General features: G+C 71.7%; 17 protein-coding genes and 1 pseudogene. 15 read left to right on the top strand and 3 right to left on the bottom strand.

Going from position 1 to position 17,695, the window contains the following annotated elements:
• The first annotated feature begins 5 nt into the window (after positions 1-5).
• The 13 genes and pseudogenes from rpsK to IEY30_RS09135 all read left to right on the top strand — a co-directional run bounded on the left by rpsK (position 6) and on the right by IEY30_RS09135 (position 12,908).
• Complete coding sequence (gene rpsK, locus IEY30_RS09195) at positions 6-401, top strand: 30S ribosomal protein S11 (protein WP_020143208.1); 396 nt, start codon at positions 6-8, stop codon at positions 399-401.
• 32 nt (positions 402-433) lie between these two features.
• The gene (gene rpsD, locus IEY30_RS09190) at positions 434-1,042 is read left to right on the top strand and encodes a 30S ribosomal protein S4 (protein WP_030194270.1); all 609 of its coding nucleotides are present in this window, start codon (positions 434-436) and stop codon (positions 1,040-1,042) included.
• A 245-nt stretch (positions 1,043-1,287) separates the two neighbouring features.
• Positions 1,288-2,319, top strand: coding sequence for a DNA-directed RNA polymerase subunit alpha (locus tag IEY30_RS09185; protein ID WP_030194272.1), 1,032 nt, complete (start codon positions 1,288-1,290; stop codon positions 2,317-2,319).
• Between the two features lie 72 nt (positions 2,320-2,391).
• Positions 2,392-3,087, top strand: coding sequence for a 50S ribosomal protein L17, sunset domain variant (gene rplQ, locus IEY30_RS09180; protein WP_030194274.1), 696 nt, complete (start codon positions 2,392-2,394; stop codon positions 3,085-3,087).
• Positions 3,088-3,259: 172 nt separating this feature from the next.
• Positions 3,260-4,093 carry a tRNA pseudouridine(38-40) synthase TruA gene (gene truA, locus IEY30_RS09175; protein ID WP_030194276.1) on the top strand — a complete coding sequence of 278 codons (834 nt, stop codon included), beginning with the start codon at positions 3,260-3,262 and terminating at the stop codon, positions 4,091-4,093.
• 119 nt (positions 4,094-4,212) lie between these two features.
• On the top strand, positions 4,213-4,851 hold the full coding sequence (locus tag IEY30_RS09170; protein ID WP_030194278.1) for a hypothetical protein: 639 nt from the start codon (positions 4,213-4,215) through the stop codon (positions 4,849-4,851).
• Between the two features lie 4 nt (positions 4,852-4,855).
• Positions 4,856-5,494: a hypothetical protein gene (locus IEY30_RS09165; RefSeq protein WP_030194280.1), complete on the top strand. Its 639-nt coding sequence runs from the start codon at positions 4,856-4,858 to the stop codon at positions 5,492-5,494.
• A gap of 61 nt (positions 5,495-5,555) precedes the next feature.
• On the top strand, positions 5,556-7,238 hold the full coding sequence (locus IEY30_RS09160; protein WP_030194282.1) for an ABC-F family ATP-binding cassette domain-containing protein: 1,683 nt from the start codon (positions 5,556-5,558) through the stop codon (positions 7,236-7,238).
• A 61-nt stretch (positions 7,239-7,299) separates the two neighbouring features.
• A complete protein-coding gene (locus IEY30_RS09155; protein ID WP_030194284.1) occupies positions 7,300-8,349 on the top strand; it encodes a nitronate monooxygenase in 1,050 nt (349 codons plus the stop codon).
• Between the two features lie 262 nt (positions 8,350-8,611).
• A complete protein-coding gene (locus IEY30_RS09150) occupies positions 8,612-10,327 on the top strand; it encodes a carbohydrate-binding module family 20 domain-containing protein (RefSeq protein ID WP_030194285.1) in 1,716 nt (571 codons plus the stop codon).
• Between the two features lie 301 nt (positions 10,328-10,628).
• A pseudogene (locus IEY30_RS09145) lies at positions 10,629-11,397 on the top strand (alpha-1,6-glucosidase domain-containing protein); the annotation flags it as partial.
• Positions 11,398-11,476: 79 nt separating this feature from the next.
• Positions 11,477-11,881, top strand: coding sequence for a hypothetical protein (locus IEY30_RS09140; RefSeq protein WP_156035110.1), 405 nt, complete (start codon positions 11,477-11,479; stop codon positions 11,879-11,881).
• Positions 11,882-11,966: 85 nt separating this feature from the next.
• On the top strand, positions 11,967-12,908 hold the full coding sequence (locus IEY30_RS09135) for an aldo/keto reductase (protein WP_030194296.1): 942 nt from the start codon (positions 11,967-11,969) through the stop codon (positions 12,906-12,908).
• 101 nt (positions 12,909-13,009) lie between these two features.
• On the opposite strand, the gene IEY30_RS09130 is transcribed toward IEY30_RS09135, so the two are convergent.
• Both IEY30_RS09130 and IEY30_RS09125 read right to left on the bottom strand, forming a co-directional pair.
• Positions 13,010-14,329 carry an MFS transporter gene (locus IEY30_RS09130; RefSeq protein WP_030194300.1) on the bottom strand — a complete coding sequence of 440 codons (1,320 nt, stop codon included), beginning with the start codon at positions 14,327-14,329 and terminating at the stop codon, positions 13,010-13,012.
• Positions 14,326-14,976, bottom strand: a complete 651-nt coding sequence (locus tag IEY30_RS09125; protein WP_030194304.1) for a winged helix-turn-helix domain-containing protein — start codon at positions 14,974-14,976, stop codon at positions 14,326-14,328. Before IEY30_RS09125 ends, IEY30_RS09130 begins: the two co-directional genes overlap by 4 nt.
• A gap of 277 nt (positions 14,977-15,253) precedes the next feature.
• On the opposite strand from IEY30_RS09125, the gene rplM reads away from it, so the two are divergent.
• Positions 15,254-15,697: a 50S ribosomal protein L13 gene (gene rplM, locus IEY30_RS09120; RefSeq protein WP_030194306.1), complete on the top strand. Its 444-nt coding sequence runs from the start codon at positions 15,254-15,256 to the stop codon at positions 15,695-15,697.
• 35 nt (positions 15,698-15,732) lie between these two features.
• A complete protein-coding gene (gene rpsI / locus IEY30_RS09115; RefSeq protein WP_030194309.1) occupies positions 15,733-16,239 on the top strand; it encodes a 30S ribosomal protein S9 in 507 nt (168 codons plus the stop codon).
• A gap of 98 nt (positions 16,240-16,337) precedes the next feature.
• Here the strand turns inward: rpsI and IEY30_RS09110 are convergent, their stop codons facing one another.
• Positions 16,338-17,507, bottom strand: coding sequence for a hypothetical protein (locus IEY30_RS09110; RefSeq protein WP_229674920.1), 1,170 nt, complete (start codon positions 17,505-17,507; stop codon positions 16,338-16,340).
• Positions 17,508-17,695 lie beyond the last annotated feature (188 nt).

Below are 17,695 nucleotides of genomic sequence, written 5' to 3'. Positions count from 1 at the left end.
GAAAAATGCCTCCCAAGGCTCGCGTGACGAAGGTTCGTCGCAAGGAGAAGAAGAACGTCGCCCACGGGCACGCTCACATCAAGAGCACGTTCAACAACACGATCATCTCGATCACGGACCCCACCGGCGCCGTGATCGCCTGGGCCTCCGCCGGCCAGGTCGGCTTCAAGGGCTCGCGCAAGTCCACGCCGTTCGCCGCCCAGATGGCTGCCGAGGCTGCTGCCCGCCGCGCCATGGAGCACGGCATGCGCAAGGTCGACGTCTTCGTCAAGGGCCCGGGCTCGGGCCGCGAGACGGCGATCCGTTCGCTCACCGCCACCGGCCTGGAGGTCGGCGCGATCAGCGACGTCACGCCCACGCCGCACAACGGTGTCCGCCCGCCCAAGCGCCGTCGCGTCTGATCCGGCACTGAGCGAGAGAGAGAACTAGAGACATGGCTCGTTACACCGGCCCGATCACCAAGAAGTCCCGCCGCCTGAAGATGGACCTCGTCGGCGGCGACAAGAACTTCGAGCTCCGCCCGTTCCCGCCCGGCCAGCACGGCCGTCGCCGGATCCAGGAGAAGGAGTACCTGACCCAGCTCCAGGAGAAGCAGCGTGCCCGCTTCACCTACGGCGTCATGGAGAAGCAGTTCGTCCGCTACTACAAGGAAGCGGCGAAGCGCCCCGGCAAGACCGGTGAGAACCTCCTCCAGATCCTCGAGACGCGTCTCGACAACGTGGTCTACCGCGCGGGCCTGGCCCGCACGCGCCGCCACGCCCGTCAGCTCGTGACGCACGGTCACTTCGAGGTCAACGGCGTGCGCGTCGACGTCCCGAGCTACCGCGTCGAGCAGTACGACATCATCACGGTCCGCAAGCAGTCCGCCGAGAGCTTCCCGATCGAGCTGGCCCGCCAGACGTTCGGCGAGCGTCCCGTGCCGGCCTGGATGCAGGTCGTCGAGGGCTCGCTGCAGATCCTCATCCACCAGCTCCCGGTGCGCGCGCAGATCGACTCGCAGCTCACCGAGCAGCTGATCGTCGAGCTCTACTCGAAGAACTGATGCCCTCGGGGGCTCACGGCCGCTGGCGGCCTGCGCCCCCGAGTGCCCCCGAAAGGCCCGCCCGGCTGGGTTGGCCTTCTCGGGGATCGGATCCCGTCGTATGCCGTGAAGCCCGCTTCACGGCATACGGGATCCCTTGCCCTTGGGGTCGGCTCGCAGACAGAGCCGAGCCGGCCCGCCCGGATCACGACCGGGCAGTTTCACGAGGCGTCATATGGCGGTCGCCCGTGGGAAGGAACTGAACAGTGCTCATCGCACAGCGTCCCGTGCTCTCCGAAGAGGTCGTGGTCGAGAACCGCAGCCGCTTCACCATCGAGCCGCTCGAGCCCGGCTTCGGCTACACGCTCGGCAACTCCCTCCGTCGCACCCTGCTCTCGAGCATCCCGGGCGCGGCGGTCACCTCCATCCGCATCGACGGCGTGCTCCACGAGTTCACGACCGTGCCGGGCGTGAAGGAGGACGTCACCGAGATGATCCTCAACATCAAGGGCCTCGTCGTCTCCTCGGAGCACGACGAGCCGGTCGTCATGTACCTGCGCAAGCAGGGCCCGGGTGCGGTCACCGCCGCCGACATCACGCCTCCGGCTGGTGTCGAGGTGCACAACCCCGACCTGCACATCGCGACGCTGAACGACAAGGGCAAGCTCGAGATGGAGCTGACCGTGGAGCGTGGCCGTGGCTACGTCTCGGCGCAGCAGAACAAGTCCGGTGACCAGGAGATCGGCCGCATCCCGGTCGACTCGATCTACAGCCCGGTGCTCACCGTGACCTACAAGGTCGAGGCGACCCGTGTCGAGCAGCGCACCGACTTCGACAAGCTCATCGTCGACGTCGAGACGAAGAACTCAATGACCCCGCGCGACGCCATGGCCTCGGCCGGCAAGACGCTGGTCGAGCTCTTCGGCCTGGCCCGTGAGCTCAACGTCGAGGCCGAGGGCATCGACATGGGCCCGTCGCCGACGGACGCCGCGCTCGCCGCGGACCTCGCCCTGCCGATCGAGGACCTGGACCTCACCGTTCGTTCCTACAACTGCCTCAAGCGCGAGGGCATCCACACCGTGGGTGAGCTCGTGGGTCGCAGCGAGGCCGACCTGCTCGACATCCGCAACTTCGGTGCGAAGTCGATCGACGAGGTCAAGGCCAAGCTGGTCGGCATGGGTCTGGCCCTCAAGGACAGCCCGCCCGGGTTCGACCCGTCGGCCCTGGTCGACGGCTACGGCGACGATGACTACAGCGACGACGACGACCAGTCGTTCGTCGAGGACGAGCGTCTCTGACCAACCGCTTCTTGACCGAGCCCTCGGCGTCATGCTCGAGAACGGCCTGGTCGGACTTCTAGGAGAAACGAAATGCCCACCCCCACCAAGGGTCCCCGCGTCGGTGGCGGCCCCGCCCACGAGCGGCTGATCCTGGCCAACCTCGCGACGTCGCTCTTCGAGCACGACAAGATCACGACGACCGAGGCCAAGGCCAAGCGCCTGCGTCCGCTCGCCGAGCGTCTCATCACGTTCGCCAAGCGCGGCGACCTGCACGCCCGCCGCCGCGTCCTCACGGTCGTGCGTGACAAGGGTGTCGTCCACCGCCTCTTCGCCGAGATCGCCCCCGACATGGCGGCTCGCGAGGGTGGCTACACCCGCATCACGAAGATCGGCGCCCGCAAGGGTGACAACGCCCCCATGGTCGTCATCGAGCTCGTCCGCGAGCCGCTGTCGGCCAAGAAGGCGACGGTCAAGGAGGCCGAGGGCGCGACCCGCCGTGCCGCCAAGCAGGAGGAGGCCAAGGCCGCCGCTGCCGAGACCAAGGCTGCCGAGGACGCTGACGCGACCGAGGCCACCGAGGCCACCGAGGTGCCCGAGGGCGCTGTCGCCGCGAACGAGGACGGCTCGTCGCCCGAGGACGGCTACACCGTCAAGGGCAACGCCGACTCCGGCAAGTACCACGAGCCCGACGGCCAGTGGTACGACCAGACGGTCGCCGAGTTCTGGTTCAAGTCGGCCGAGGACGCCGAGGCCGCCGGCTTCACGAAGGCCGGCTCCGGCTCCTGAGCCCTGCACGAACACAGCACCATCCGAGGTGGCCATCCCCGCACGACGGGGGTGGCCACCTCGCTTTTCGCCCCGGCCCGGGCCGCCGTTAGGCTCGGTCGCCGTGGACGGAACCAGCGAGACGGGCGAGCGGCCCGAGACCGGCGTGGCGCACGAGACCGGTGAGCCGGCGCTGCGCGTGCGCCTCGACCTCGCCTACGACGGCACGGCCTTCTCCGGCTGGGCCGCGCAGCCGTCGCTGCGCACCGTCCAGGGTGAGCTCTCGGCGGCCCTGACCACGGTGCTGCGCAGCGCCGACCCCGTCCGGGTGACCGTGGCGGGGCGCACCGACGCCGGCGTGCACGCGCGCGGCCAGGTCGCGCACGTCGACCTCGACCCCGAGGCGTGGGCCGCCCTGCCCGGTCGGTCGGACCGCGCGCCGGGCGCCGCGCTCGTCAGCCGTCTCGGGGGTGTGCTGGCCCACGACGTCGTCGTGCGCCGGGCCGAGCCGGCGCCGCCGGGCTTCGACGCGCGGTTCTCCGCGACGGAGCGTCGCTACCTCTACCGGATCGCCGACGCCGATGCCGTCCACGACCCGCTGCGCCGGCACGACACCGTGTGGTGGCGCCGCCCTCTCGACGTCGAGGCGATGGACGAGGCAGCCGGCTCGCTCGTCGGCCTGCGGGACTTCGCCGCCTTCTGCCGCCAGCGCGAGGGCGCGACGACCGTGCGGACCCTGCTCGACTTCTCGTGGGTCCGGCTGCCGGACGGCGTGCTGGCCGCCACGGTGCGGGCCGACGCGTTCTGCCACTCCATGGTGCGCTCGCTCGTCGGTGCGGTCGTCCCCGTCGGGGAGGGGCGCCGGGCGGCCGACTGGCCGCGGGCGCTGCAGGAACGGGCCGAGCGCGGGGCCGGCATCCACGTCATGCCGCCGCACGGCCTCAGCCTCGAGGAGGTCGTCTACCCGGCCGACGCGGACCTCGCCGCACGCGCCGTCGTCACGAGGGCCCGGCGCCCTCCGGCCTGACCCTCGATGTCCGGGGATACCCCGGAGATGACTGGGGGATGCCTCGGAGATGGCTAGGGGATGTCTCGGGCCCGAGACCCGACCGGCGTGCCTGCACCCGCTGTGGTTGGATCGTCCGCATGAAGGCCCGCCCGACCCGCGTCCTCTCGGTCGGCGTCCTGACGTGCACGCTCGTGCTGACGGGCTGCTCCAAGGACACCACCGCCTCGACGCCGCCGGCGTCGGCCGCCTCGTCGAGCGCCTCGACCACCCCGGCCGGTTCGTCCGGGTCGTCCGGGTCGTCCGCGACGCCGACCACGCCGACGGCCGAGGGTGACGAGGTCCGGAGCCGATCCGGCGCCTTCACCGTCGTGCCGCCGGAGGGGTGGACCGAGGCGACCGATAAGGCCAAGGGCGTCGCTGACATCGACCTCGTGCTGCTGTCGTCGAAGAAGGTCGGCGACTTCGCCAACAACCTCGTCGTGACGGCCGCGGACGGCGACCAGTCGGTGCTCGACGACGAGCTGGCCAAGGGCAGGAAGCAGCTCGCTGCCGCGGGCCGCACCGTCTCCGCAGCCCCGGACAAGACCGTCGCCGGCGCCACCGCCGTCGGCTTCACCACGGCCTTCGAGCAGCGGGGCATCAAGGTCCTCGCCCGCTCCTACGGCGTCCAGCGCGGGGGCCGGATCTACCTGCTCACCCTGAGCTCCTCGCAGGCCGACGCGACGCACGCCATGGCCGAGTTCGACGAGCTCCTCTCGACGTGGGCGTGGACGTAGTCGCATGATCGGGCGTCCGAGGACGCCGGCGGCGCTGCTGCCGGCACTCGCCCTGGTGGTGGCCGCGGGTCTGGCCGGCTGCTCGGACGACCCCGCCACGACGCCGGCCGCTCCGAGCGACACCGGTGTCGTGCACCTGCCGACGTCGGCCGCGCCGACGACCGACAGCGCCGGCCACCGCATCGCCCAGCTGCCGGCGCAGACCGCCCCGGTGGCCATGAGCGAGGACCGCGTCCGGGGCGTCGACTACAGCTACCTCGAGCCGGTCGGCTGGAGCCGGGCCGAACGTGACCTCCAGCCCCGCCCCGACACCCTGCTGCAGCCCGACGACGACGGGGTCCGGGCCTTCATCGCGGTGGAGCAGCCGATCAAGGTCGGTTCGCACTCGCTGGCCGAGGTCGTCGAGGGCCTGCGGGCGGGGTTCGCGGCCAAGGGCCGGACGCCCCTGGCCGCCCCCGAGCGCGACATCGCCGGCTACCACGCCATGGGCCTCGTCGTCGACCAGTCCGAGCAGGTGCGCGACGTCTACTACGTCGTCGCCTACACCGAGAAGGTCTACGCCATCCGCCTGACCTACGACCCGACGCACCCCGAGGCGCTCGGCGTCTACCGCGCCGTCCTCGACTCGTGGTCGTGGGGGTGAGCCCCGTACGGCCGCTTAACCGCGTGACGCGGCCACCCGGCATACGACAGGCTTGACCCTCGTGGGACACGTCGACGTCAACTCCATCTCCTTCAGCCTGCCGGACGGCAGGCCGCTGCTCAACGACGTCTCGGTGCGGGTGGGGGAGGGCGCCAAGGTCGCCCTCATCGGGCCCAACGGCACCGGCAAGACGACGCTGACGCGCATCATCGCCGGCGACATCGCGGCGCACGAGGGCGCGGTGACCCGTTCCGGCGGCCTCGGCGTCATGCGCCAGTTCATCGGGAAGGTGCGCGACGACACGACGGTGCGCGACCTGCTCGTCTCGGTGGCTCCCGACCGCATCCGCACGGCCGCCGAGGAGGTCGACCGCACCGAGCTGCTCATGATGGAGCGCGACTCCGAGGACGACCAGATGGCCTACGCCCACGCCCTCGTCGAGTGGGGCGAGGCCGGGGGCTACGAGCAGGAGACGCTCTGGGACCAGTGCACGGTCGCCGCCCTCGGCATCCCCTACGACCAGGCGCAGTGGCGCACGGTCTCGACGCTCTCCGGCGGTGAGCAGAAGCGGCTCGTCCTCGAGGCGCTGCTCCGCGGCCCCGAGGAGGTGCTCCTGCTCGACGAGCCGGACAACTACCTCGACGTGCCGACCAAGCGCTGGCTCGAGGATGCGCTCGTCGCCTCGCCCAAGACGGTGCTGTTCATCAGCCACGACCGCGAGCTGCTCGACCGCGTCGCCACCCGCGTCGCGACCCTCGAGCCGGGTGCCGCCGGCGCGACGCTCTGGGTGCACCCGGGGCGCTTCTCGACGTACGCGCAGGCCCGCTCGGACCGCAACGACCGCCTCGAGGAGCTGCGCCGCCGCTGGGACGAGGAGCACGTCAAGCTCAAGACCCTCGTCCAGACGCTCAAGGTCAAGGCCAAGTACAACGACGGCATGGCCTCGCGGTACCAGGCCGCTCAGACGCGCCTCGCGAAGTTCGAGCAGGCCGGGCCGCCCGAGGAGACGCCGATGACGCAGTCGGTCAAGATGCGCCTCACCGGTGGCCGCACGGCCAAGCGCGCCATCGTGGCGACCGGCCTCGAGCTGACCGGCCTGATGAAGCCCTTCGACCTCGAGGTCTGGTACGGCGAGCGGGTCGCGATCCTCGGCAGCAACGGCTCGGGCAAGTCGCACTTCCTGCGGCTGCTCGCGTGCGGCGGCACCGACCCCGAGCGCGAGCACCAGCCGGTCGGTGACGTGCGCCCGGTCCCCGTCGAGCACTCGGGCGTCGTGCGCCTCGGCTCGCGCGTGCGCCCGGGGTGGTTCGCCCAGACCCACGAGCACCCGTCGCTCATGGGGCGCACGCTGCTCGAGATCCTGCACCGCGGCGATGAGCACCGGGAGGGCCGTCCGCGCGAGCAGGCCGCCCGGGCGCTCGACCGCTACGAGCTGGCGCGGTCGGGGGAGCAGACGTTCGAGTCGCTCTCGGGCGGGCAGCAGGCGCGCTTCCAGATCCTGCTCCTCGAGCTGTCGGGGGCCACGATGCTGCTGCTCGACGAGCCGACCGACAACCTCGACCTGCAGTCGGCCGAGGCCCTCGGCGAGGGGCTGGACGCCTTCGACGGGACCGTCGTCGCCGTGACGCACGACCGGTGGTTCGCGCGGGGCTTCGACCGCTTCCTCGTCTTCGGCGCCGACGGCCGGGTCTACGAGTCGACCGAGCCGGTGTGGGACGAGGGGCGGGTCGTCCGGCCGCGGTGACCTTCCCCACCCGTCGCCCGGCACCTGTGCCGGGGAGGGGGAGCGGAGTAGCGTCTCGGACATGCTGCTGCGATCGCTCGAGACCGGCGTCGTGGGCGCCCCGATGGCCGGGGGGCCCACGACACCCGAGCTCGTCGCCGCGGTCGGTGAGGGCGGTGGCCTCGGCCTGCTGGCCGGTGGCTACCTCACCGCGCCGCAGCTCGCGGCGGCGATCGCCGAGGTGTGGGACGCGTCGTCCCGCCCGTTCGGGGTCAACCTCTTCGTGCCCGCGCAGGCGAATGCGTATGCCGTGGGGTCGGGGGAGCTGACCGGCGCGGCCCGCGCGGACGCCGTCGCGGCCTACCGGGAGTCGCTGCTGGGGGACGCCCAGGAGCTGGGCGTCGAGCCGGGGGAGGCGCGCCCGGGGGACGATGACGACTGGGAGCGCAAGCTCGACCTCGTCGTCCGGGAGCGAATCCCGTTGGTGTCCTTCACGTTCGGGCTCCCGAGCCAGGCCGTGCTCGGCGAGCTGCGGCGGGCCGGGATCGAGACGGTCGCCACGGTCACCGACGTCGACGAGGCGGCTGCCGCGCTGGCGGCGGGCGTCGACGGGCTCTGCCTCCAGGGGCCCGACGGCGGCGGGCACCGCGGCACGCTCGACCCGGTCAAGCAGCCCTCGGGTGGTGACCTCATCGACCTCGTCGTGGCCGTCCGGTCGCAGACGGACGTGCCGCTCGTGGCCGCGGGCGGCATCTCGACCGCTGAGCGGGCCGCGCAGGTCAGGGCCGTCGGCGCCGACGCCGTGCAGGTCGGGACCGCCCTGCTGCTGACACCGGAGGCCGGGACCGGCCTGGCCTACCGGCGGGCGCTCGCCGACCCCGCCTACGAGCGCACCGCCGTGACCCGGGCCTACTCGGGCCGGCTCGCACGCGGCCTCGAGACCGAGTTCCTGCGCCGCCACGACGGGCACGCCCCCGCCGCCTACCCCGAGGTGCACCACCTGACCGTGCCGCTGCGCCGGGCGTCGGCCCGGGCCGAGCGGCCCGACCTGCTCGCGCTCTGGGCAGGCACCGGGTGGCAGTCGGCGCGGGCGGTGCCGGCGGCGACGGTCGTCGCCGAGCTCTCCCACTGAGCGGGCGCGGTTTCAGGTTGCGGGGAGTGCCGGGCGGCGGTTGACTGCCGCAAGTTCTTGCAGTCGATCGCAGGAACTTCCATGAGGTGACGGCCATGCCGTCGCACCCTTCCGCACCGTCTCAACGAGGAGATGCCGCATGCGCCTGCCCAGATCGTCTGTCCCACCTGCTCCGCCGGCCCCGACCGATCCGATCGCCCCGCCCGTCCCGCCTGTCGAAGCACCGGCCCGGAGACGGACGCGGCACCGCGCCCGTCTCGTCGTGGGGGCCCTGGCCGCCGTCGCCGCCGTCGGGTGGTCCGTCGCCGGCCCCACGAGCGGTCCCGGAGCCGTCGTTCAGCAGGCCGCCGCGACCCCGCCCGGCAGCAAGGACGTCACGGCGACGCTCTTCGAGTGGCGCTACGACGCCGTCGCCCGCGAGTGCACCGACGTCCTCGGACCCAAGGGCTACGGCTTCGTCGAGGTCTCGCCCGCGGCCGAGCACATCCAGGGCTCCCAGTGGTGGACGTCCTACCAGCCCGTCAGCTACAAGATCGGTGGCCGGCTCGGCGACCAGACCGCCTTCAAGAACATGGTGACGGCCTGCCACAACGCCGGGGTCAAGGTCGTCTCCGACATCGTCGTCAACCACATGAGCGCCGGCTCCGGCACGGGCACCGCCGGCAGCAGCTACACGAAGTACGCCTACCCCAGCGTCTACTCCGACCGCGACTTCCACACCTGCCGGCAGAACATCAGCAACTACGCCGACCGCACCAACGTCCAGACCTGCGAGCTCGTCGGCCTCGCCGACCTCGACACCGGCAGCGACTACGTGCGCGGCGCGATCGCCGGCTACCTCAACACCCTCATCGGGCTCGGTGTCGACGGCTTCCGCATCGACGCGGCCAAGCACGTCGCCGTCACCGACCTCGCGGCGATCAAGGCCAAGCTGACCAACCCGAACATCTTCTGGGTCCACGAGGTGATCTACGGCGCCGGCGAGGCCGTGCAGCCCACCGAGTACACGGGGTCGGGCGACGTCGACGAGTTCCGCGCGGCATACGACCTCAAGCGCGTCTTCACGAGCGAGAAGCTCAGCTACCTCAGCAACTGGGGCGCCTCGTGGGGCTACCTGGCGAGCGGCAACGCCCGCACGTTCGTCGACAACTGGGACACCGAGCGCAACGGCTCGACCCTGAACTACAAGGCGGGCGCGACCTACGCGCTCGCCAACGTCTTCATGCTGGCCTGGCCCTACGGCGCCCCCAACGTCTTCTCCGGCTACGAGTGGACCGACGCCGACGCCGGGCCGCCCCTCGGCGGCGCGGTCAACGCCTGCTACTCCGACGGCTGGAAGTGCCAGCACGCGTGGGGCCAGATCGCCGGCATGGTGGGCTTCCGCAACACCGTCGCCGGCACGGCCGTGACGAACTGGTGGAGCAACGGCAACAACGCCATCGCCTTCGGCCGCGGCGCCAAGGGCTACGTCGTCGTCAACCACGAGTCGGGCCCCGTGACCTCGACCTTCCAGACCTCGCTGCCCGCCGGCACGTACTGCGACGTCACCCACGGCACCGTCAGCTCGGGCACCTGCTCGGCCGCGACGTACACCGTCGGCTCGTCGGGGACGTTCACCGCGACGGTCGGCGCCAACGAGACGATCGCCCTGCACGTCGGCGCCGTCACCTCGGCGGTCCCGGCCACGGCCTCGGTGAGCTTCGGCGTCAACGCCACGACGTCCGTCGGCCAGGACATCTACGTCGCGGGCGACAACGCGGCCCTCGGCGCGTGGGCGCCGGCATCCGCTCTCAAGCTCGACCCGGCGACCTACCCGGTCTGGCGCCGCACGGTCGCCCTCACGCCCGGGACCGTCGTGCAGTACAAGTACCTCCGCAAGGACTCCCCCGGCACGGTCACGTGGGAGTCGGGGGCCAACCGCACGGTCACGGTGCCGGCGTCGGGGACGCTGACGCTCAACGACACCTGGCGCCCCTGAGCCGCAGTCGCGGCCGCCGAGGCCGTATGCCGTGAGGCGGGCCCGGCGGCCACGGACCCGTGGGCGCGGGGCGGGGCGGGCGGCATACGCTCGGGCCATGCCCAGTGCCGAAGGAAACCTGACGTGGGTGGCCGCCATCGACCGACCCGACCTGCTCGCGCCGCCCGTGGCGGCGGCCCTCGAGCACGTGCCGGGCGTGCGGGTGGCGGCCATCGACGCGTCGCTCGCCGACACGGCGGCGTTCTGCGAGGCCTACGACGTGGCGCCCGAGGCGTCGGCCAACTGCGTCGTGGTGGAGGGCGCGGGCTACGCCGACCAGCCCGACGAGGTCGTCAGCTACGTCGACGCGCACGACAACGAGACGCTCTTCGACTCGCTGACGTACAAGCTGCCGGTGGCGACGTCGATGCAGGACCGGGTGCGGATGAACACCCTGTCGCTCGCGACGACCGCGCTCGCGCAGACGCCGTCGTTCTGGCACGCCGGCGCCGACCTGCTCCGCAGCAAGTCGCTCAACCGTGACTCCTACGACAGCGGCGACTGGTTCAACCGGCTCGACTGGACCGGTGCCGACAACGGCTTCGGCCACGGCCTGCCGCCGCAGGAGCAGAACTCCGCCAAGTGGCCGTTCATGAAGCCGCTGCTCCGCCAACCCGGCCCTCAAGCCGACCGCTGCCGACGTGCGCAGCGCCGACGCGATGGCCCAGGACCTGCTGCGACTTCGCTTCAGCACCAAGCTGTTCCGTCTCGGCAATGCCGCTGCCATCAACGCCAAGGTGACCTTCCCGGTCTCCGGCACGGCCGATGCCAAGCAGGGCGTCATCGTCATGCGGATCGACGACACGAAGGGGGCCGACGTCGACCCGGCTCTGCGCGGCGCCGTCGTCGTCTTCAACGCGACGCCCGACGCAGTGACGCAGAAGGTGCCCGGTCTGACCGGTGCGGTCGCGCTCAGCCCAGTGCAGGCCAAGGGCGCCGACAGCGTCGTCAAGCAGGCGGCCTGGGACGCGGGCAGCAGCTCGTTCTCGGTGCCGGCCCGCACCGTCGCGGTCTTCGTCCAGCCGAACTGAGGACCGGCAGCTCGACCAGACAGACGCCCTCGGCGCCCGGACTCCCGGCTCCGAGGGCGTCTGCTATACCCTTAGGGGTATGGCGACACGAAGCGCGGCAACCACGCCGACGACCACGGCGGAGCGCTGGCCCGTGCGCCGCCGGGTGGCCTTCGGTGTCCTGCTCGCTGCCCTCGTGCTGCTGGCCACCGTGACGCAGGGGTGGGCGTTCACGACGGCGCCGCTGTGGTCCTTCCTCGTGCTCGCAGCCCTGGCCGCCGCTGCTGCAGCCACATCGAGCTTCGTCCCGTCATCCGGGGAGGGTCTGCTCGCGCGGCTCCGTGGGTCGTGCGCGGTGGTCGACGTGGCGGCCACCGTCGCAGGCGCGGGCGTCGCGCTGACGTCGGCCCGAGACGGTGGCACGGCCTCGTTGGCCCTCGTGCTCGCAGGTTTCGCCCTGGTCCGCCGGCTCACCACGCCGCAGGGCTGCGGCCCCGCCTGCTGACGTCCCCGACGCCCACCGGGCCGACCTGTCGCGAGCCCGCCACGCGGCATACGTTGGTCGGGTGACGACACGTGCGACGAACGACATGACCTACCGACAGCTCGGCGACAGCGGTCTGACCGTCTCGACGGTCGGCCTCGGCTGCAACAACTTCGGGCGACGCCTGGACCAGGAGGGCACGACCGCGGTCGTGAACGCCGCCATCGACGCGGGCGTGACGCTCTTCGACACGGCCGACATCTACGGCCTCGGTGCGAGCGAGGAGCTGCTCGGTGCAGCCCTCGGCAACCGGCGCGAGCAGGTCGTGGTGGCAACGAAGTTCGGCATGGACATGCAGGGGGTCAACGGGCCCGACTGGGGCGTGCGGGGCTCGCGGCGCTACGTGCGGACCGCGGTCGAGGCGAGCCTGCGTCGCCTCGGCACCGACTGGATCGACCTCTACCAGCTGCACCGGCCCGACCCGCACACGCCGATCGGCGAGACCCTCGCTGCGCTCGACGAGCTCGTCCGCGAGGGCAAGGTGCGCTACATCGGCAGCAGCAACCTCACCGGCTGGCAGGTCGTCGACGCCGACTGGACCGCTCGCGCCGCCGGCACCGAGCGCTTCGTCTCGGCGCAGAACGAGTACTCCCTCCTCGAGCGCGACGTCGAGGACGAGCTCGTTCCCGCCTGTGAGCACGTGGGCGTCGGCCTGCTGCCGTTCTTCCCCCTCGCGTCGGGTCTGCTGACGGGCAAGTACCGCCGGGGCGAGGAGGCGCCCCAGGGCACCCGTCTCGCCTCGATGGCCGACCGCCTCGACACGGCGGACTGGGACACGATCGAACGACTCGAGGGGTATGCCGCGGAGCGGGGTCTGCGCCTCATCGACGTCGCCATCGGCGGGCTCGCGGCCCAGCCGGCCGTGGCCTCGGTCATCGCCGGCGCGACCAAGCCCGAGCAGGTGCTCGACAACGTGCAGGCGGGCCTGTGGCAGCCCAGCATCTCCGACCTCGCCGCCCTCGACGAGATCACCACTCCCGAGGGCTGACCACCCGCTCGAGCGAGCGCTGCGCACCACGGGCGTGGGGAAGGTGGGGTGATGCGGCCACTCGAGTGAGCGCTCCGCGCCACGCACCGCGGACGGGGCGCTCACTCGACGGGGACGGGGCGCTCACCCAGCGGGGCCGAGGCCGCGGCGTCGCGCTGCACCTCGGCGCGCCGGGCGGCCCGGTAGAACCACGCGCCGACGATGCTGAAGGCGCCGGCCGACACCATCGCCAGCTGGGTCGAGGTGTGCTCGGCGAGCAGTCCCAGCAGGGGAGCGGCGATCCCGAACGCGACGGACGCCACCATCGAGTTCATCGACAGCACGGTGGCGCGGTTGCGGGCCTGCGCCTCGCGGTGCAGCAGGGCCGAGTGCATGGGGCCGGCCGAGCCGTGCAGCAGGTAGGTCACGCCGTAGGCGGCGATGAGGGCGGCCGGCCCAGCCACGAGGCCCATGACGACGGCGCCGAGGCCGTTGAGGATGCGCGCGAGGATCGCGGTCCGGGCCACGCCGATGCGCCGGCTCGCCCAGCCGCCGAGGGCGGCGCCGACGGCGAAGACCGCCCAGCCCGCTGCTGCGACCGGGCCCATGATGGCGCCGGCGCGCTCCTCACCGCCGACGAGCTCGGCGAGGCGGACCGGCTGGAACGTCTCGAAGACGATCATCGCGACCGACCAGAAGAGCTCGACGGTGACGATGCCGCGCAGCACGGGGTTCGCCCGCAGCATGCCGAGGCCTTCTCGGACGACGGTGGGGGACTCCTTGGCAGAGGCCAGCGCCCGCCGGGCGCCAGAGGTGTCCAGGTGCTCGGCGGAGCGCGGCTCGCGCAGCAGCACGAGGACGGCGACGAGGTGCACGGCGTTGAGGGCCACGAAGACGGCGACCGGCAGCGCGAGGGCGGAGGCGCCGGTGAAGGGGTGCCACCAGACGAGACCACCGGAGACGAGGGCGCCGGCGGCGATGCCGCCGCCGAGCACGGTCCCCTGGGCGGCCAGGGCGCCGTCCACGTCGGCGCCCGGTGCGCTCGTGTGGACGGTGTCGACGAACCACGCCTCGAGCGGGCCGGAGTCGAGCGCGCGGAAGATCCCCATGAGCACGGCCGACGCGAGGAAGGCCCAGAACGAGTGCGCCAGCAACAGCACGGCGCTGCCCAGCACGTTGACGACGGCCGAGACGACGAAGACCGGCCGGCGACCGAACGCGTCGGCGAAACCGCTCGTCGGCAGCTCGAGGACGAAGATCGTGAGCCCGGCGGCCGACGAGATCGTCATCGCCTGGGCGACGGACAGGCCGCGCTCGAGCTGCCACAGGGTGAGCAGCCCGACCACGAGCCCGACCGGGAACCACCGGGTGAAGGTGAGCGCCAGGAACACGCGCCGAGCCGCCACGGGCGACAGCACGGCCGATGACGTCCGCGCGCTCATCGCGACGAGTCCCTCGAGGTGTCGGCCGGCGGGCGGTCGAGGTCGAGCGGGTAGGCGAAGGCGTAGACCGCGATGCGGCGAGCCTGGGGGTTGCCCTGCCCGACCCGGCGGTAGCGCTCGATGAGGTCCCACATCTCCTCGCGCATCGCCTCGAGCGACTCGGCGGTGACGAGGACCGAGGCGTCGCTCGAGCCGCACGCGTCCTGCCAGGCGGTCGGCCACGTCGTCGACACGTCGAGCCACCGGTCGTACTGCTCGCTGAAGTGCCGGGCGTAGTCGCGGGTCAGCCAGTTGAGGGCCGTCTCGGAGTCCTCGTCACCCTCGAAGTCGCTGGGGTGCCACGAGTGGTACTCCGAGCTCGCGCTCCAGAGCCGGCGCTTGCCCTCGCCCTCCTCGGTGTCGTGGACGAGCCCCACCGACTCGAGCTTGCGCAGGTGGTAGCTCGTGGCCCCGGAGTTGGTGCCGAGGAGGGTGGCGAGGTCGGTCGCCGTCGAGGGCCCGTGCCGCCGCAGGGCCCCGAGCAGGCGCGAGCGCAGCGGGTGGGCCAGCACGCGCAGGCTCTGGGGGGTGAGCCAGACGTTCTCGGCGTCGGCGGTGGCGCTCGCCGGGGCCGGAGTGGTGGGGTTCTGGGCGTCCTGTGCAGCCATAATGTGCACAATACCTGTGCACAGTTTGTTTGCACAAGAACTTTGCATGACAGGATGGGCGGCGCATCACCGCAGGTCAGGACCGCTTTTCTGGTCCGGGTGACGTGATTTGGGTGCAGCAGCCCGAGCCCGTAACATTGGTGAAGTTGTGCACCGGGCCGTCAGGCGAACCCATCGAGCCCCTCACGGGGCCCCTCCTCACGGAGGCGGGCGACGCGGACCGAGCCCAGCGGCATTCACTGCTCCACCATTTTTCATTGAGCGAAGGCAGACTCCATTGCGTACGTACACCCCGAAGCCCGGCGAGGTCACTCGCACGTGGCACGTCATCGACGCGACCGACGTCGTGCTCGGCCGTCTCGCGAGCCAGGCCGCTGTCCTGCTCCGGGGCAAGCACAAGCCGCAGTTCGCGCCGCACGTCGACACCGGTGACTTCGTCATCATCATCAACGCCGAGAAGGTCGCCCTCACCGGTGCCAAGCTCGAGCAGAAGAAGGCCTACCGCCACTCGGGCTTCCCGGGCGGTCTGCGCTCGACCTCCTACACCGAGCTGCTCGCCAAGAGCCCCGAGAAGGCCGTCGAGAAGGCCATCCGCGGCATGCTGCCGAAGAACTCGCTGGCCCGCCAGCAGCTCTCCAAGCTCAAGGTCTACCGCGGTGCCGAGCACCCGCACTCGGCCCAGCAGCCCGTCCCCTTCGAGATCACCCAGGTTGCGCAGTAAGCCCCCCGGCTGCTGCGTAGAAAGCGACAAGACACGTGACTGACATCGTGAACGAGGAAGTCCTCGACACCGACGAGCCCGAGCTGACCGAGTACACCAGCGAGTCCTCGTCCGACTCCGCCCTCGGCGAGCCGAAGCGTGCGCGCCAGGTCTCGACCCCCGGCGCTGCGACCGGTCGTCGCAAGCAGGCCATCGCCCGCGTGCGCATCGTCCCCGGCACCGGCGAGTGGAAGATCAACGGCCGCACGCTCGACGCCTACTTCCCCAACAAGGTCCACCAGCAGATCGTCAAGGAGCCGCTGACGCTCCTCGAGCTCGACGGCTCCTACGACGTGCTCGTCCGCGTGCACGGCGGTGGCCCCTCCGGCCAGGCCGGCGCGGTGCGCCTCGGCGTCGCCCGCTCGCTCAACGGTGTGGACGAGGAGCTGAACCGTCCCGCCCTCAAGAAGGCCGGCTTCCTCACGCGCGACCCGCGCGTCCCGGAGCGCAAGAAGGCCGGTCTCAAGAAGGCCCGCAAGGCTCCCCAGTACAGCAAGCGCTGACCTGGCTGCCCAGCTGGTGTGCACGAAGGCCCCCGAGCACTGCTCGGGGGCCTTCGTCGTTCCCGGACGGCGTATGCCGTGTGCCCAGGTCGGGTGGGTCAGCTCACCGTGGCGTGGCTGAGGTCGCAGCGGTTGGTGTCGTTGGACCACGTGGCCTGCATCGCGAAGCTGCCGGCGCCGGTAGAGACGTTGCCCGCGCCACCCGCGCTGCCGGGGGAGATCCAGGCGCACTCGTCGGCGTTCTCCTGGCCCGAGTAGGTGCGCGAGGTCGTGTTGGTCCAGCCGCCAGCCGGGTTCTGGTCGGTGATCGTCTCGGCGTACTCGTGGCCCTCGACCATCGAGTAGCCGTCGTCGGTGCCCGCCGACCCGGCGTTGACGAAGTTCTGCCCGCAGCTCGTGCCCATGTCCATGACGTAGGGCATGTTGGTGAAGGCGATGTCGCCGTAGGCGCTCGTCGAGCCGACGTAGGGGTCGCCGTTGTAGTCGTGCCAGGCGCAGAAGGTGCCGCTTGCGGTGTTGAAGCCGTCAGGGTGCATGCCGGTGGGAGACAGCACGACGTACTGCGTGTCCCGGTTGCTCGCGGCGCTCGTGTTGCCGAAGTGCGCTGCGGCGCGGACGGCCTCGTCACCGAGCTGCTTGGCCGTCGCGTTGGTCGGCGACGCGACGGACGGGTCGTACCAGACGCCGGCGAGCGCGCCGTTGGTCGGGTACTGCACGTGCGCGGCGCCGGCCGGGCACGAGGTCGCGCCCTTGGGGACGAGCGAGCCGTCGCAGTACTGCGTCATGACGCCGGACCAGGCCTCGCCGCCGGTGCCGAGGCCCTTGAAGAGCTTCTGCACGACGGGTGCCCCGGACTTGGGGTCGCCGGTGAAGGTGAGGTTGCCCCCGGAGTCGGTGCCCTGCGTGCCCCACTGACTGCCGTAGAAGACGAGGTAGACCTTCTCGGCGCCACCGCTCGTCACGCCGATGCCGTCGATGCCACCGCCGTAGGAGAGCGTCTTGGACGCCGTGGGCTTGGCGCCCTTGGTCTGGGCCTCCCACCGGTGCATCTGGGTGTTGAGCTCCCGCGTCGGCACGGCGCCGTGGCGGTAGGGGTGACCATAGGCCGGCGAGTACGGGTTGGTGACGCCGCCGTCGCTCGCGGCGGAGGCGGACGGTGCAGACGCAACCGGGGCAGCGGCCGAGGCGGCGAACGCCGTGGCCACGGTCAGGAGCGTGGCGGCCATGGCGGTGGCGGTGGCCATCCGCCGTGAACGTCGGGTGCTCATGGGGTTCCTCTCTGGGCGGGTCCGGCTGCTCCCTGGGTCGGGTGCCGGGATGGGCACATCGTGGTGGCGGGCGACTGGGAAGTGGGTGGGTGCCGCCTGCCAGTTGCCTGCCAGTTCCGAGTTGCGGTTTCTCCCGTTCTGTGGCCTCTGTCCGCTGCGGTGCGGCCGAATGGCCGTTCGCCGTGGGG

The sequence above is a fragment of the Terrabacter tumescens genome, from assembly GCF_014646815.1.
Lineage (GTDB): Bacteria > Actinomycetota > Actinomycetes > Actinomycetales > Dermatophilaceae > Terrabacter > Terrabacter tumescens.
Note: the sequence above shows the minus strand (reverse complement) of the source record. Positions and strands in the feature narration are given on the sequence as shown.

Excerpts from the sequence above, each read along its gene's own strand:
- rpsK (WP_020143208.1), top strand. The coding sequence starts at position 6 with ATGCCTCCCAAGGCTCGCGTGACGAAGGTTCGTCGCAAGGAGAAGAAG.
- rpsD (WP_030194270.1), top strand. The coding sequence starts at position 434 with ATGGCTCGTTACACCGGCCCGATCACCAAGAAGTCCCGCCGCCTGAAG.
- rplQ (WP_030194274.1), top strand. The coding sequence starts at position 2,392 with ATGCCCACCCCCACCAAGGGTCCCCGCGTCGGTGGCGGCCCCGCCCAC.
- IEY30_RS09170 (WP_030194278.1), top strand. The coding sequence starts at position 4,213 with ATGAAGGCCCGCCCGACCCGCGTCCTCTCGGTCGGCGTCCTGACGTGC.
- IEY30_RS09165 (WP_030194280.1), top strand. The coding sequence starts at position 4,856 with ATGATCGGGCGTCCGAGGACGCCGGCGGCGCTGCTGCCGGCACTCGCC.
- IEY30_RS09155 (WP_030194284.1), top strand. The coding sequence starts at position 7,300 with ATGCTGCTGCGATCGCTCGAGACCGGCGTCGTGGGCGCCCCGATGGCC.
- IEY30_RS09140 (WP_156035110.1), top strand. The coding sequence starts at position 11,477 with ATGGCGACACGAAGCGCGGCAACCACGCCGACGACCACGGCGGAGCGC.
- IEY30_RS09135 (WP_030194296.1), top strand. The coding sequence starts at position 11,967 with ATGACCTACCGACAGCTCGGCGACAGCGGTCTGACCGTCTCGACGGTC.
- IEY30_RS09130 (WP_030194300.1), bottom strand. The coding sequence starts at position 14,329 with ATGAGCGCGCGGACGTCATCGGCCGTGCTGTCGCCCGTGGCGGCTCGG.
- IEY30_RS09125 (WP_030194304.1), bottom strand. The coding sequence starts at position 14,976 with ATGGCTGCACAGGACGCCCAGAACCCCACCACTCCGGCCCCGGCGAGC.
- IEY30_RS09110 (WP_229674920.1), bottom strand. The coding sequence starts at position 17,507 with ATGAGCACCCGACGTTCACGGCGGATGGCCACCGCCACCGCCATGGCC.